This window comes from Streptomyces sp. NPDC048643 (assembly GCF_040650615.1).
GTDB lineage: Bacteria > Actinomycetota > Actinomycetes > Streptomycetales > Streptomycetaceae > Streptomyces.
This window is the reverse complement of the sequence record NZ_JBEZHO010000001.1, coordinates 149,380-164,497: the sequence shown is the minus strand read 5'-3', so window position 1 is coordinate 164,497 and position 15,118 is coordinate 149,380. Positions and strand designations below refer to the sequence as shown.

Annotated in this window: 12 protein-coding genes and 1 pseudogene; 2 read left to right on the top strand and 11 right to left on the bottom strand. The window is 64.5% G+C overall.

All coding sequences use genetic code 11. From position 1 onward, the window contains the following. Positions 1-70: 70 nt before the first annotated feature. The 9 genes from AB0C62_RS00675 to AB0C62_RS00635 all read right to left on the bottom strand — a co-directional run bounded on the left by AB0C62_RS00675 (position 71) and on the right by AB0C62_RS00635 (position 12,378). Complete coding sequence (locus tag AB0C62_RS00675) at positions 71-1,411, bottom strand: sigma factor-like helix-turn-helix DNA-binding protein (RefSeq protein ID WP_362968910.1); 1,341 nt, start codon at positions 1,409-1,411, stop codon at positions 71-73. A gap of 13 nt (positions 1,412-1,424) precedes the next feature. After that, positions 1,425-2,024: a hypothetical protein gene (locus AB0C62_RS00670; protein WP_362968909.1), complete on the bottom strand. Its 600-nt coding sequence runs from the start codon at positions 2,022-2,024 to the stop codon at positions 1,425-1,427. Next, on the bottom strand, positions 2,021-3,691 hold the full coding sequence (locus tag AB0C62_RS00665) for a DEAD/DEAH box helicase family protein (protein WP_362968908.1): 1,671 nt from the start codon (positions 3,689-3,691) through the stop codon (positions 2,021-2,023). Before AB0C62_RS00665 ends, AB0C62_RS00670 begins: the two co-directional genes overlap by 4 nt. Continuing rightward, the gene (locus tag AB0C62_RS00660; protein ID WP_362968907.1) at positions 3,688-6,060 is read right to left on the bottom strand and encodes an ATP-binding protein; all 2,373 of its coding nucleotides are present in this window, start codon (positions 6,058-6,060) and stop codon (positions 3,688-3,690) included. Before AB0C62_RS00660 ends, AB0C62_RS00665 begins: the two co-directional genes overlap by 4 nt. 447 nt (positions 6,061-6,507) lie before the next feature. Next, entirely contained in the window at positions 6,508-7,305 is a 798-nt protein-coding gene (locus tag AB0C62_RS00655) for a very short patch repair endonuclease (protein ID WP_362968906.1), read from the bottom strand. Continuing rightward, complete coding sequence (locus tag AB0C62_RS00650; protein WP_362968905.1) at positions 7,302-8,651, bottom strand: DNA cytosine methyltransferase; 1,350 nt, start codon at positions 8,649-8,651, stop codon at positions 7,302-7,304. The genes AB0C62_RS00655 and AB0C62_RS00650 overlap by 4 nt, the downstream gene beginning before the upstream one ends. A 269-nt stretch (positions 8,652-8,920) precedes the next feature. Continuing rightward, positions 8,921-9,646 carry a DUF3883 domain-containing protein gene (locus tag AB0C62_RS00645; RefSeq protein ID WP_362968904.1) on the bottom strand — a complete coding sequence of 242 codons (726 nt, stop codon included), beginning with the start codon at positions 9,644-9,646 and terminating at the stop codon, positions 8,921-8,923. Then, complete coding sequence (locus tag AB0C62_RS00640; protein WP_362969108.1) at positions 9,577-10,080, bottom strand: DUF3578 domain-containing protein; 504 nt, start codon at positions 10,078-10,080, stop codon at positions 9,577-9,579. The genes AB0C62_RS00645 and AB0C62_RS00640 overlap by 70 nt, the downstream gene beginning before the upstream one ends. 369 nt (positions 10,081-10,449) lie before the next feature. Next, positions 10,450-12,378: a hypothetical protein gene (locus tag AB0C62_RS00635; protein WP_362968902.1), complete on the bottom strand. Its 1,929-nt coding sequence runs from the start codon at positions 12,376-12,378 to the stop codon at positions 10,450-10,452. Positions 12,379-12,645: 267 nt separating this feature from the next. On the opposite strand from AB0C62_RS00635, the gene AB0C62_RS00630 reads away from it, so the two are divergent. Together AB0C62_RS00630 and AB0C62_RS00625 are read left to right on the top strand one after the other, a co-directional pair. Beyond that, on the top strand, positions 12,646-13,107 hold the full coding sequence (locus AB0C62_RS00630; protein ID WP_362968901.1) for a GntR family transcriptional regulator: 462 nt from the start codon (positions 12,646-12,648) through the stop codon (positions 13,105-13,107). Between the two features lies 1 nt (position 13,108). Further along, entirely contained in the window at positions 13,109-13,675 is a 567-nt protein-coding gene (locus AB0C62_RS00625; protein ID WP_362968900.1) for an HD domain-containing protein, read from the top strand. On the opposite strand, the gene AB0C62_RS00620 is transcribed toward AB0C62_RS00625, so the two are convergent. Both AB0C62_RS00620 and AB0C62_RS00615 read right to left on the bottom strand, forming a co-directional pair. After that, on the bottom strand, positions 13,663-14,136 hold the full coding sequence (locus AB0C62_RS00620) for an NUDIX domain-containing protein (RefSeq protein ID WP_362968899.1): 474 nt from the start codon (positions 14,134-14,136) through the stop codon (positions 13,663-13,665). The two genes, AB0C62_RS00625 and AB0C62_RS00620, sit on opposite strands and share 13 nt — an antisense overlap. A gap of 2 nt (positions 14,137-14,138) precedes the next feature. Then, positions 14,139-14,896: pseudogene (locus tag AB0C62_RS00615) on the bottom strand (helix-turn-helix transcriptional regulator). Positions 14,897-15,118 lie beyond the last annotated feature (222 nt).

Sequence of the window (15,118 nt, the reverse complement as noted above, 5' to 3'; positions counted from 1 at the left end):
GTCTCCGTGGGCGCTTCGGGGGCCTTGACGCAAGATCATCTCCAGGATTTCTCCAAGCTCCTGCGCTCGCTCACTCCGCGCGATGCAGGAGTAGGGAAGGCTCGCTCACCGCAGGGCAGGTGTGTCGGGCACAAGCATGCTCTATGCGCGCCGTCGAGTCGTCCGTGCGGAGGAAGAGGACGAATTCGCAGCCGCCCACCATTCCGTTCTCCTTCACCAGCACCCGCAGGCTGGAGATCTGGGCCGCGCTCGTCGCCCGCTTGAGGACGATCGGTGTGGGGTGACCGGCGATGGAGAAGGTCCTGACCATAGGGGCCTGTCGCATTCCGAGCCGCCATGTGAGCCAGCTGCTGACGACGACGCCGCTACCCCTAATGATGTCCTTGTCCACCGTGAGCCGGACGCCAAAGACGTTTCCCGCGGGATCGACGGCCATACTCGCCGGCCGCGCCGGCTCGGTTTCCTCGATCGGGGTAGCGCCTCGCGCGACCAGCTCGATCAAACCGTCTTCCGTGATGCCCACCCTGTCATCCAGCAGGCATTGATGCAGGCGCCAGGGGGTCACCGGGTAGCGCTCGCCGACCTTCACGAAGAGAGCGTCCTTGGGTAGCGGCCCCAGTTCGGTCAGCACAGCGACGAGGGCCTCCATGGCGTTCGGGTACGGAGTGACGTTCAGGTGAGGCCATTCGGCCAGTGCCCACTTTCCCTCCAGACGGAGTTGCACGAACCTCTCGTCCCGCCTGAGCGCCTCAGCGACGGCGGGCTTTCGCCTGATCCCGGTCGGTGCCAGCAACTCCTCCGCGCGGCAGGGTTCGCCATTCGCCAGGAGGAAGAGGTACGCCGCGTCCCTTCCGCGGGCGCGACGGCGTAGCCAAGTTCCCTCGAAGCCAGGTACTAGAGGGCTTTTCGGATGTCCGAGCAGATCCAGCAGGGGAACCTCGTCCGGTACTCCGGCAGCCGCGAAGGTCACCGCTACGTCCTCCCCACGCAGCGGCGCCTCCTCCACTCCTCGCCGAAGCAGCATTTCCAGGGCGTCGGGGCTGCGGGTCCACCAGCCGCGCAGAGGACCAGCCCACGTCAATGGATGCTCGGCCCCGACAGCTTCGACAAGGGGCCCCAGGCCCACCTGGTCACGTACGCTCAACACGGCCGCCACCTCGGACTGGGGTACGGCCGAGCGCTCGGTGAGGGTGGTGAGCCGATCACGCCAGTCACCCACGAAGGCGTCGGCGAAGGCGCAGAGATGCTTCTGCGCCTTCAGGAGCAACTGGCGGACCCGTTCGCGGCTCACCTCATGCTCCTGCCCGATACTTCCGAGGGTCTTCCCGTCGGCGCGATCCTCGATCATGCGACGTGAGCGGGCAGGAAGCGCATCGAAAGCGGCTTGAAGCCAGTCGTCATCCCTCATCATGGCGGAGCCCCGTTCAGCCATCGGTGACGTGCGCACTGATCAGACCAAGCCGCTTCGCGATCCGGTCGTTGGTCGCCTTTTGCTCCGGGGTGATCTTCCGAACGAACGAGTCCACTGTGCAGATGACCCACGGCAGGGCGTCGCCGCCGGCCTGCGCCGCGATGGCCGCCCACGCGAGATGCTTGAAGTCGCGCATGGGCGCCCAGGCGAAGCGCTGCTCCATCTCCTCGTCGTCCTCGTGGCGAATCGTCACGCAGAGCGGCTTGATGTCGAGCGTCTCAAGGTCGACGTTCCAGCCGTGACCGAGGGCCTTGTCGACGAGAGTGCTGACCGGAGTGGCCGGCTTGACCACGAGCGGAGCCCACTTGCCCACCCCGTAGGTCGCCCGGATGTACTCCTTCATGGGCCTGTCCTTGAGCCACGGCCGGACGTTCTCCGGCTTCCCGATGAACGGGAGGAGCCGTCCTCCCACCTCGGGGTCGGAGGTCCACGCCTGATAGTGACGGGTGCGGTCGGTGTCCGTGAGATAGGTCCAGTTGAGGTCGGCGGCCCGCTTGTAGAGGAGACGCACGACTTCTTCTTCCAGGTCCGAAGGGATCGCGTACTTGGTCATTCGATTCCAGTCGTCAGAGGGAACTGAAGGCGAACCTCGTCCGCCTTGGTCTCAAGGTCCGCCGCGTCCTGGATCCAGTGGTCCATCAGCGACCCGACGGTCTCGTCGCTGAATTGGATACGAGAGGCATGCGGCATTCGGACGCGCAGGTGCTCGCTCTCCTGGGCCTCCAGCGATCGCCGGAGCTCCAATGTCGCCGCCACCCTGCGGATGTCGGTCACGAAGTCGAGGACCCTCAAGGCCTCCTTGCCGGGGCTGAGTCGGAGTCCGCGCCCGAGTTGCTGGACGAAGATCCGCCGACTGTGCGTGACCCGCAGGAACGCGATGAGGTTCACGTCCGGGACGTCGACACCCTCGTTGAAAACGTCGACACACGTGATCACCGGCACCCGGCCGAGCCTGAACTCGTTCAGCAGGATCTGGCGTCGCTGCCGCGGGAGTGCGCTGTGCAGAAACGACGCCTTGGCCCACGCCGCGTCGGACGAGGCGAACAGTCGGGCCATGTGCTCGGCGTGCTCGATGGTCTGACAGAAGACGATGGCCCTCGGTTCCGTCGTAGTCCGCCACGCCTCACGAAAGTGCTCGATGATCTCCTCGTCGCGCTGCGGCAGGAACAGGGACTTGTTGAGGTCCTTGATCGACTGCCCATGCACGCTGGCGTCCCGGACGGCGTTCCAATCGACGTTGTCGACGTACAGCCGGTAGTCGACGGCGGAGAGGAAGCCAGCTGCCATGCCCTCCGCGATGCCCATCTTGAAGCTCGGGTATCCGAAGCGAGAGGTGATGTCGAACTTGTCACCACGCCAGGGTGTCGCCGTCACACCGAACTGCTCGGCATTCCCGCACAGTTCGAGCAATTCCGCAAACCTGCCGGTCTCGGCCACGTGATGCGTCTCGTCGATCATGATGAGGTCAGGTCGGTAGCCCACGCGTACAGCACTGAGGACGGATTCGACCGTTCCGACCACGACTCCGTCGAGGCTTTCGGGCCGACTTTCTCCCGTGAGCAGGCGCGTGGGGACGTACTTGGGGATGTGCCGCCACATCGCCTTCTCGAGCTGCGCGACGAGGTCCTTCATGTGCGCGACGACGAGAATCCTGGCGTCCGGATTGGTCTTGAGGTGACGGCTGATGATCTCCCCGCCCACCACGGTCTTGCCGAGACCCGTCGCGAGGACGAGCAGCGCGGTGCGGTTCGCGTCGAGGTCCCGGATCACGGCGTCCGCCGCCTCGGCCTGGTACGGGCGCAGAGCGTACTTCGCGGGAACGGTCTCGGGCATGCGGTCCCCGATCGACCGCAAGGTCGCGCCGTGCCAGACAGTGATCGGCACGCCGACTCCGTTGAGTGCCACGCGGCGGGCCTCAGCCGCCGCGTTGATGTCGGTGTTGGTGACCAGGATGGCCTTGTCCGCGCGGTAGCGCGTACGCGCGCGCTCAAGGTCGTCGACTCCGCTCCGGTCAACTTTCCCTCCGGCCTTCCACTTGCATTGGAAGACCCACTGCTCCCGACCGCGTACCGCCAAGAGATCCGCGCCCTGGTCGCCGGCGCCGTCGATAACACGCACGTCGTTGAAGCCGAGGTACCAAAGGGCCCGTTCGACGGCATGCGTGAGACCTGCGGGTCCTCCCCTCAGCAACTCGTCCGCCGAGAGGAAGACGGCGCTCACTTCTCCTCCGCGAGGTCGTCGGCCAGCAGGCGAATGCTCAGCCTCGTCCGCAGCAGCTGGTCCGGAAGGCTAGCCCCGGCGTAGGTCGCCTGCGTTGCGACATCGGAGAGGTAGCCGACCGTACGCGCGAGGCTGAGCCGCCGCGCGGACGCGGAGGCGACCCTCTCGTAGACACCCTGGAAGACGCGGTTGTCCATGAACAGTGACGGCAGCGACTCGACGAGACGGACCAGGAAAAGGGCGGGCACGTACAGCAGGAACTCACCGCTCGCACCGAGGTCGGTCGTGCGGGTGACCTTGCCGTTGGCGATCATGGTGTGCTCGGTGTGGGTGAGTTCATCGGGCGAGAGGAACTGAAACGCCTTCGCCGGTTCGCCGGTTCGGTCCAGCTCGGACGCCATGCGGCGACGGACCTCAGCCAGCAGTTCCTTAGCCTCGGCGCCGATCATCTCGGCGTCCAGAGCGCTGGCGGGCAGCGACTCCGCCCGGATCGCCGCGATGAGCTCCGAGTGGCTCCACTCCGAACTTGTCTGCACCCTGAGCAGCACGGCGATCTCCGCGAGCAGCAGATCCGCCGGGTCCGCTCCGAACCTCTGGAAGATCGGATGATCGAGGTCGAGGAACGCCACGAGGGCGTTGCCGCCGCGCTGGTCCAGCAGGACGGGAGTGGGGTGGAGGTTCTCGTCGGTCAGGCCTCCCACCGTGAGCCGACGCGCCTCGACCTCGACGAAGCCAACGCGCGGGTGGCCGAAGGGGCGGCTCAGAGCCGGGTAGGTGGTCGAGTTCTCCGTGTAGCGCGTGACCCGTTCCTGACGCGTCTCCCTACGCTCCTCCGGGGCCGGCGTGGCGGTAGCGCCGCTGTCCTTCGAGGGCTGCGCCTGGGCACTGGGCTTCGCCTCGTCCCGACCGGCCTCGGGATAACTCGGACTGCCGATTTCCGCGCCATCGAACCCGAGCGCTTCCATAACGGCCGCCTCGTCGGGCTTTCCCGGGGTGACGGCGGCCGCCTTCGCGTTCTTGCCCCTGCTCTTGGTCGCCTCGTGGTCCTCGACCGCCTGCCACCAGCGCTCATCGGTCTGGTAGTCGGGGTTGCCCCGGTGGAATTCATGCCCCCATCGACGGGTGTCGTCGTGGATCGGCTTGCGGCCGTCTCCCGGGACCAGGTACCGCAGACCGGCGTCGTTACGACGGTAGCCTTTGAAGAGGAGCGCGAGCGGGCTGGTGTTCTCCTCGTACTCAAGGTTTGCCGCGCGCTGGGGCAGCAGCGGCGCGACCCCCCTCACGATCTCGACCGCCGAGCGCCAGCTGCGGTCGCCGTACTCGAAGGCGTCCTTCTGGTACGTGACCGGGACGTGGTCGAGGTGGATCTCCCCGATGATGCGGCCGCCCTGGTGGGCGAGGTCCACCGGATACTCAGGCTCCTCGTTGCCCACCGCTCCGTCAGGGTTGCGCCAGGTGAACAGCTGCTTGTCCCAGCGGAGGATCTTGCGGCCGTTGCGCAGGAAGTCGATTCCGTAATCGTGCTTGTGCATGTAACGCTGGATGCCGAGCCACCCGTGCACCCGGCGCTCACGAACGGTGAGTCGATCGCTCCCACAGTCTTCGCAGGCGTCGCGATCAGTGGGCTGCCACTGTCCGCAGTCACCACAGGCGAGACCGTTCTCCAGCTTCTGGTCGATCTCGATGTAGGCGGGGATGCGCTCCTTGTTGTTGTAGAGGACCGAGCGGTCGTCTCCCCAACGGCAGTGCTGGACAGGCTTCACCTGGAAGCCGCCAACCCACAGCTCGAACGGACGGTTCAGGAACATCCAGGAGTAGACCTGTCCCAGGATGTTGCGCAGGGCCGCGCCGTTCTTCTGCAGCCACCGGGCGCGCACGGGATGCAGGCGGCTGATGACGATACGCGTGCCGTGCTCGTTGGGATCGGCCTTCGGCTCAGTGATGTCCTCGGCTTCGAAGTCGTCTCCGATGCGGTCGAGGTCGATCTCCACACCGATCCACTCGGTGTCGCCCTGGCGGGTGGTCAGGACGCGCGTACGCTTGCCCAGCCGCGCCGTCGAGACGTTGAACCCCATGCCGAAGAGGCCGAGCTTGTCGTGCATGTCGTTGCCCGACCAGCCGGCCCGTACGGCCCGCTCCAACCGGTCGTACGTCATGCCGCGACCGGTGTCGGTGATCACGAGCTGACCCTGCGCGGAGTCGGGGAGCTCGACGCTCACGCGATACCCGCCCGCCCAGGGGGTCCCGGACCGATGGATCTCCGTGAAGTCGTCGAAGGCGTTGTCGATCAGCTCGGCGATGCACTGCCACTCGTCGAACTCAATCTCACCGAGCATGCGCAGCACACGCGCGGAAGGAGTGATCTTCATAGGTGGACGGACCCCCTGTCCTCGTCTCGCGTGGGCGCGGCGAAGCAAGCCCTACCGCGGGCAGTGCTTCGGCGCGCGGCTCGGGGAGAGCCATACGCGTGATGAAGAGAGTAGAGGGCACCACTGACAATCGGCGGCAAGTTCCCTGCCGTTCCATCCAGTTGAGTGGTTTACGGCGGTGGCGAGAACCGGTCGCCAACCGTCGCAATCGCAACGTCCCCGACGATCCACTGTGCTGGTGGTAGACGTCGGCGGTCGCTGGGGGACTCCTTCCGTGATCTGTGAACCCGCCGAGGGTGCCCCTAAAGCTCGATGGATGCGTCGAACCACCGTTGGGGTTGTTGGCCGAGGCCAGCGTCAACGGTGGGGACGACCTGCTCGCGTTCAGCGAGGGCGACGGGCCCACCATTCTGCGCCGGACCTCCGACGCCATCAACGATTTCTCGATTACGGAACGTTGTGATCATCCCGTGCCGCAAAGTCGCGAACGGCGGCGGCGACCCGGCCCGCCGCTTGTACGGGATCTTCGTGCTCCCAGATTCTGATGGCGCGCCATCCCGCCTCCGCCAAGAACTGGTCGGTCTGGGAGTCCCTGGCTCGATTTCCATCGATCTTGGTGCGCCAGAAGTCACTGTTCGTGCGTGCTGGGCGGCAGTGATCGGGGCACCCATGCCAGAAGCACCCGTCTACGAAGACGGCGACACGAGCACGGGTGAAGACGAGGTCGGCGGTTCGCCGTACTCCGGGAAGCGGACGTGCCGATACGCGGTAGCGCAGACCTTCGCGATGCAGCAGTGAGCGGATTCGGAGTTCCGGTGCCGTGTCGCGGCCTCGGTTCCCGCGCATCGATGACCGCGTGGCAAGGGACGACGCCCACGACCCCTCCGGAAGAGGACGCTCTCCGACCATCCCCCGGTCCTTGGCGATCTGCCAAGCCTGTTCAAGATTCGCCGCACGCGTCGGGTGCTCCACTTCTCCGACATACAGGGCGGGCGAACGCCCGTTCTCCGACCAGCGGAGATAGGCCCTGATACGACGAGTCCTGGGCAACAACTTCAGCGTGATCGAGGCCAGCGCGTAGTCGCCGTCTTTCCGCTTGACATAGCGGCCCTCGCGACCACCTGCGGCACGATCCTGCTCGGCGACGATCGCCTTCCTGGTCCGCCCCTGCCGTCCCCGCCATGCCCTCTCGGGCGGCGGCTTGTCCTTCCAGCCCACTTGCCGGGACTCGGCGGCGTCATTCACGAGCGTCGTTCCGCGTCGTCGAGGGCTTTCGCGACGGCGCTGGTGAACACCTCGCCCAGCTTCACGGGAACCGCGTTGCCCAGCTGCCGCATGCGTTCACCCCGCGGGCCCGCCATGTTCCATCCATCGCCGAAGGTCATGACCCTGGCGGCCTCGCGCACGGTCATGTACCGGTGCTCGGGGCGCAGCAGGCCGGTCTTCTCGTCGCGCACCAGGTTGTCGAGCTGCATGACCGACTCGCCACCGGGCACACCGTGCACCCCGGCCTTGACGGTCTTGGCCGGCCGGTCAAGTTCGTTGGGCGTGTGCCCGTCGTAGATCCTGGCTCCGGGCCACCCGATGTGGTCGGGGAATCCGCCCTGTTCCGTCGTCTTGTCCAACACGTTGGTGTTGATCTCGGGGAGCCCCATTACCGCGTCTCGAAGGGTGAGCCAAGGCTGAAGCTCCTCATCCCCGCTTTCGAACGACAGCTGCTCATTCGCGTAGCGCGAGGTCACCAGATCGATGACGCGCTTCGGAATCTTGGCGCCCGCCTGCTCGTGGCGCTTCCAGTAGGAGCCTTCGAGGATCGTCCGCGCGAGGGCCGCGTGGGAGTGGGTGCGCGCGACAGCGCGCTCGACCAACTTCGGGTCCACGCCCAGGTCGGCGCGGAACGCCAGGAGGATCACGCGGTTGCGGATCTGTGGCACCCCGTAGTTGGCGGCGTTCACGGCGTGTTGCGTGACCTCGTAGGTCTCCGCCGGATCGGTGTCCTTCGCGTCGAGCCGCTCCCGCAACGCGTGGTCGTGCTGCTGCCACGTGGCACCCTTACGGCGCTTCACGAACGGCAGGGAAAGCTCGCGCTTGATGTACTCGAAGTAGGGATTGAAGGACGGGCGAAGGAGTCCTCGGACGTTCTCACAGATGACGGCCTTGGGACGGATCTCACGAACCGCCCGGAACATCTCCGGGAACATGTTCCGCTCGTCCTCGTCGCCCTTCGCGACTCCACCAAGGCTGAACGGCTGGCATGGTGGCCCGCCGGCCAGAAGGTCAACATTGCGATCCCTGAGGAAGCGCATGTCCAACTCTCGGACGTCGCCGGTGACCAGGGGAGGGTAGTGGGGCCGCTCAACGGCGCCCGCAGCTTCGAAGCCCTCCGCGCGTTGCTTATCGATCTGGTCCAGCCACTTCGCCAGCACATCGGAATCGACGTCCGCAGGAAACGCGTCGAAGCGATTGCCCTCAAGGGTCTCGCACGCCCTCTTCGCGAACTCGTTCAGCAGCAGGTGTCGGAAGCCGGTGTTCGTGCTGGCTTGGACCAGCCCGCCCCCGCCCGCGAAGAGCTCTACCGACGTCCGTTGCATTTTCCACTCCTAGCAGTTCAGTGCAGCCAGAACCATACCGCGGAGCAGTGCTAATTATGACCCATGCGCCGCAGAAACTCGGGTGCTGTCCTACGTTCCACAGCGGCAGAACCACGAAGAGAGCGACGGGGGCCATTACGGCGACAACAGGGGTCCGGAGGAGTCGGCATTCCCCTGATGCTTCACCCTCAGCATCACGAAGGCACTCGGAGATCAGCTCGCGGCGGATCTCGCCAAGCTGACCAGGACCCCCTTGAGCGACGTGAACATCAACCAGCTGCTGCAGCGTCCGGGTCTGCCGCACGATCGGGAGACATCTTGGCCTGCCGTTGCTGGGGGACACCTGGGGGAAACGGCGTCTGCTTGCTGAGGTGCTGCGCGCCAACCTGCGTTCGGTAGGCGTACGAGATCACCGTGAGATCTTCGTCTTCCACGACCCATGGCGAGGTGCAGTGGAGGACACCCCCGGACGTCACCGGCTCCTCCCCCATACGGTCCAGCTCGATCGAGTGCACGACGACCAGAGCGTTGTCCGGGTGGTACTTCCGCTGCTTCTCGACCTCGGCGCGCGTGAGGATGACCTCCAGGCCCGCGGAGGTAGTTCCCTTGACCTCGACGTGCAGCTCTTGCCCGTCCCTGGTGAGCAGGAGGTCGAAGGACTCCTTGTCGCCGACGTCCTTGACCGTCCATCCCTGCGCCTCGAAGTGCTCGGTGGCCATGCGGACGCTGTGCCGCTCAATGGCACGCCGCTCTGCGGCAGTTAGCAGAAAACCCTGCCCCGCCCTACGCGGTCGCACGCCGCCGGGGGTGCGCCGGCCGGCGGTCTTCGCCGCATGCTGCTCCGCCTCCAGTACCTCCGGGGTCGGATCCCCGGGGACGTATGGAGCCAGCCGTTCCCCCTGGTACAGCGTGCCGAGCAGCCCCGTCATGAAATGCAGGTCGTCCAGCAGGGTCCCCTGCGCGGGCAGCCGTTCCCGGTCATACGCGATGGCCAAGACATTCCCGGGTCCGTAGCCGCGGCCCAGAGGGGTCCTGCCGTCCAGTTCGATCGTCTCGTGCAGGTCTGGCCTCGCGGCCGTGGCTTCTGCCAGGAGCGGCCGTGCCCAACCGCGCGCGCCTGGAGGTCTTCGAGTCTGCGCGGCTTGAACACGCCTCCCGTCCAGATCGTCGTCCCTTGGTTCAACGACAGGTAGACCCGCTGGCCAGAAGCACTGAACAGGTAGACCACGTACCACCCGATCGTCGAACTCGGCGACTGCTCGCGCCCGAACACGCGGACCCACGGGACCTCCGACTTCAGCCCCGTACCGTCGCGACCTTCGACCCCGAGTTCATCGAGTGAGACACCGAGGGCGTCCGACAGACGAGCCCCGTCCGCCCGCAACAGATCGGGCAGTTGCTGCCGGATGACGACGCCTCGTTCCTGCATCTGCTCCGTGTTCGTCGCCGTCCAAGACGGCTGAAGCTCAAGGACCTTGCTCAAGAGATCGTCCACGCGCGGCAGCGTAGCCCCGAGCACTGACAACGCCTCGCGGCGCTCTAACGGAGCAGGTCACACCTTCCGGCAAGCTCGTTGCCCGCGGTGGAGGTCAGTTGAGGGCCGCAACCTTGCACAACCGAGACCAAGACCTAAGCATTACGCGTTGTCCGATCTTGGTTCGGGGGCGTCCGTGAGCATCAACGAATCCGGCTTCCTTCCTGTTCGCATGCCCTGTGAGACCTACGCGGAAGTGCCCGGACGACCGTGGAATAAGCGGCCGTTGAGACCATGATTGAGACCGCTCGAAGCCCAGCACGCCTACCTAAGGAGCTCGTTCCGGGCCGCTCGCACAGCACGCCCGATGCGTCGCCACCACGCACGTGGCGGCACTCCGAGCGGGTTAGCCAAGCTGGCCTTGACGAGCCCCGCGTCCCTCTCGGTGGACTCGCAGGAGGTGATGAGGACCAGCAGCGAGTACGCCCGGAGGGCCAGAGCGGCGTTCTCACGGCTCACAGTGTCCATAAATCCGTGAGCAACAAGGTTGCGGACACCCATACCGTCTCCGAGGAGAAATGTCCTTAGGAAGCGCTCCCAGTCAGGGTCAAACCCATTGTCCATCAGGTACGGGAGGAGCGCACCGAGACCCGGAAATTGCCCCGCTCCATCACCGACCTGCGTTTTGTACACAGGTTCATTCAGTTCCAACAGGAGCGCCCGAACCGATGCTTCAACTTTAGGGACGACGAGATGCACACAAGCATCAAATTCGCCAACCCAATACAGCATCAATCCTTTCGCGAGAGCCCTAGCCGACACAGGATGGGTCCCCGACGTCGAAATGGACTCTTCAAGATCCCCGAAAACAGGAATACCAAATCGATCCTTGATGATATCCAGAGCGTCAGCAAGAAGCATCCCGTGAAGGTTGATCCCCCGGGTTTCTGCACCGACTAGCTCATACTGGAACGATGCGTCGCCTTCCGCGATAACGCGCTTTGGGAGATCGCCTGGCCCGAACACAACTGTCGTTCCGAGCCTAGCGAACACGGAACGATTCAGCACACTGCGTGCCACAGCCTCATTGGTAGCCAAGCTACCGCTGGGCGAATCGCTATTGAACCAGACGCCCAGGGCTTTACGCCACGTGTCGACCCGCCCGTATGGTCGCAGGTAGTTGCGAATATAAGCATTCGGGATATTGAAATCAGTCGTTATGGTCTTCCACTCGACAGGAGGAGCAGACTGCAAACGAGAGACTGCCAGACTTTCGAGTTCCGGGACATTGAGTCGTCGAGCGAGCGATGCCGCGTCATTCAGGTGGGTCTTAATAACCAGACCATCAACGGCCCTATCGGCATCACTCAGATGCGCTCTTACCTCTACCTCACTGGCACGACGAACGCGAATATCATCGCCACTGGCAGCAGCTCTACGCCGGACAAGCGGAGCTATTTGACTAATGACAAGCGTGCCCGAATAGGAGAGAAGTGCCCTGTCGAGCAGATCGTCAACCCTAGGGTCTATCGGCTCTGCATTCTTTTTGCGCTGCGGCGCACTCAGGGCATCGAGCAAGTGGACGAAAGTGTATCCATCTTCCCCATCGTCCAGTAGGCCCTCCGCCATATCCAGCATCGCCGTCTTAACCTGCTGCATCATTGAGGAGAGATTCACTGAACGTGTAAGCTCCCATGCGCGCAACAGGCCAGCGCCCAGCTCGGTGACGGAAAGACTGCCTCCGATTGCATGAAGGTATGCTCGGACCGCTTCTTTCGCAGCCTCACGGCCATTTACCAGGCGAAGAGTGAAGACGATATCTGCGCAACGAGCCTTTGCTACAGGATGCGCGACCGATGAATAGAGAGATAGCCAAAGTTCTCGTACGTCACTATCGGCATCATGCAGCGCCACCGGGAAAAGCGACGGCCCCTCAAGTGGAACCAAGAATACGCCTGGCTGAGCAGACATGAATGGGCGCATCGCAAGATGATATGTAAAGGTCATAGCCAATACCCGCAGGGCGGCCACATCGAACGAATCATCAGCTTCCTGCGCGAGTCGCCGAATACGCAGACTCGCACTCAACAGGTCCTCCGCCCCTTCGCATGCCGCATCCGCAAGTTCAGCCAGGGCAGGAACCGTAGACGAATCATGCCGATACACGGGAACTTCTGGACCAGGAGGGTCAACGGTGGCCTGCGGCTCATCAGAAATACCCGAGTCGCTCACTACGGAATCACCTTCACTCACGGCGCCCTCCCGACACGATGTCCCATTCCGTGAATCATGGATTCCTTGACATCAAGCCAATTCGGGCACGGCGACGCGAACGGTAGCCAGGGATTCGATCATTCGATCCAGATTCTACGCTGAGATCACGCTGCGTCCTGGAGATTTAGCGCACGCGGAGAGCATCAAGCAAGTAAGGGTAACCTTCGTTGCTGGCCGTCTTCATTGCCCCGAGCGAGCATGGGAAGCTTGGGTTAGGCGACAAGCTGAGATTGGGAGGGACAGTACGTGGCGCAGCAAGCCAGCCCTCGGGGGACCTTCCTTAAGGTCGCGGACGCAGTGAAGGCCCGGATCATGGCCGACCCAGACATGACGGAGCTTCCGTCCCTAGCTGAGGTCATGCGCGACCACAACGTCTCGCGGGGAGTAGCACTTCGCGCCTTCGGCGTGCTCCGGCAGGAAGGCGTAGCCGAACCTGCGCCCGGCGAGCGGTGGCGCGTCGTGCGCTCGGGTGCGCGAGTCGATCGGCGCCCGCTCGATCAGCGGGTCGCGGACGTCATCGCGGCTGACGGGCTCGAAGTAGGGGAAGCGTTCCCGAGTGCTTCCGCACTTGCCGAACGGTTCGGGGTCTCACGTCCCACTGTGGCCAAGGCACTGGAGAAGTTGGAGACCGCCGGCGTGCTGGCAGGGGGAGGACAAGGCAAGGTGCGGACGGTCCGCAACCTGCCGATACGAGAGGAGCGTTTCTAGCTTGCCGAAGTTGACTGAGTGGGCCTATCCCCTGGCTGAGTCCTTGCTCGCCGAGCTGCTGCCGCGGCGCTGGAAGCACTGTCTCGGGGTCGCCGAGAGAGCCCGCACGATCGCGCTCGTTCTTGACCAAGACGCGGACCTGTTGGAGGCCGCGGCGGTCCTGCACGACATCGGCTACGCACCGGACCTGGCCAAGACGGGCTTTCACCCGCTGGACGGCGCGCGCTACCTCCGGGACGTGGCCGACGCCGACGAGCGGGTTATCAACCTGGTGGCTCATCACTCCTGTGCCTGGATGGAGGCGGATGCGCGCGGGATGCGCGAGGCGCTGGAGGGCGAGTTCCCCCGCGAGAGCGCGCACCTCAATGACGCTCTCTGCTACTGCGACATGAGCACCACGCCGGACGGCACGCCCACGAATCCTGTGGACCGGATCAACGAAATCACCGGACGCTACGGACCGGACAGCCTGATCGGTACGTTCATCCGCCGCGCCGAACCCGAGATCCTCGCGAGCACGGCCCGCGTCCTCGAACGGGTCGCTGCCGCCAAGCGTCAGCCGATGTAGGGAGCCGTCCGCGTACGGTCCATCGCGTGCTCGATCCGGAGCCGCATGGTGGGGTGCACGTCCAGAGTCGACAGGTCCGCGGGGGCAACCCAGCGGACCTGTGTCGTCTCGTTGCTCGTACGCACCTCGCCACCAACCGGCCGCGCTCGGAAGCAGATGCTGAACTGCTGGCGAACCTCTCCGTCGTCGTACCGCATCACGTGCCCCGGGTCGGTGTAGATCCCGGACATGTCGACGACTTCCGCCTTGATACCCGTCTCTTCCCAAACCTCGCGCACGACGGTGTCACTGATGGACTCCCCCACATCGTGGCCGCCGCCGGGGAGTGCCCAACGGCCGTTGTCGGACCGCTGGATCACCAGTACTTCCCCCGCATCGTTCTGGACGAACGCCACCACCGACGGCACGACCGAATTGGCCGGCGGAGCGTCGGGGTCGTGCAGGTAGTCGATGCGTCCCATTTTTAAGCTCCCGTGATGTCGCGGTCCGTGATGTGGCGAGCGCCGCCCCAAGTCTGTTCGATGCTATTCGCATACGTGTCGAACAGTCCGCCGCCCGGCATGCGGCGCAGATGGAGAACAGGGGCCAGATAGGCACCGATGCCGTAGACGTGCGGGTTCACGAGCATCTCGTCATCGGACCGGTAGATGGAGTTGTAGAGCGTCGAATCGTGCAGGCGGAAGCCGATGTCTGGGTGGCTCTCGAAGAGCGGGCGATAATTCAGTAAGGCATTGCGGATCTTGCCATCCATGATCCGGTGCCCTTCGTCTATGCCGCGTTGCCGGACCGCTTCACAGCCGGGATCCCCAAGCAGGATTCGCACCTGCGTAGCCCAGCGACCTTCGCCTTCAAGAGGTCGTGAAACACGGGATCTTCCGACAGGAACAACCCGGAGTAGACGAGCACGTCAAGGTGCTGGTCCGCCCGCGCGTAGATCTCACGCCAGAGTCCAGCGGGCACCGTGTGCCTATGCGGGTAGACCGCGACGATCTCAGCCTTGCTCAGATCCATGGCGCTGTCGACGGTGCGGCTGTCGTCCCACAACGTGGTCACGTCGACCTTGAGCACTGAGGCTGTCGCGTACTGATGGCGCCGGTACGGCGCTTTCCCCTGAGTGATCCAGCGCTCGACAGTCTTCGGGTTGACCTCGATCGCTTCCGCCAAGCCCTGGACGCTCATGCCTCGCGCCAGGAGAGCGGACCGCAAACGCTCATTGGACATCTGCACCCCCGATGGGACTTCTAGGGAGCTCTTGACGGTAGCCAGATCTACCTGAGCTGTCTACGCGCGGGGTCACCAACTCCCCTGGCCTGCAGCGATTCTGATGGTGCGCCAAGGAGTCCCCGGCGCGAAGCCAAGAGGTTCCGTCGATGTACTTGACGGACCCCTATGCGATACCTGTAAAACAGGTATCGCATTACCGCACGACCAGGAGCCCCGCAT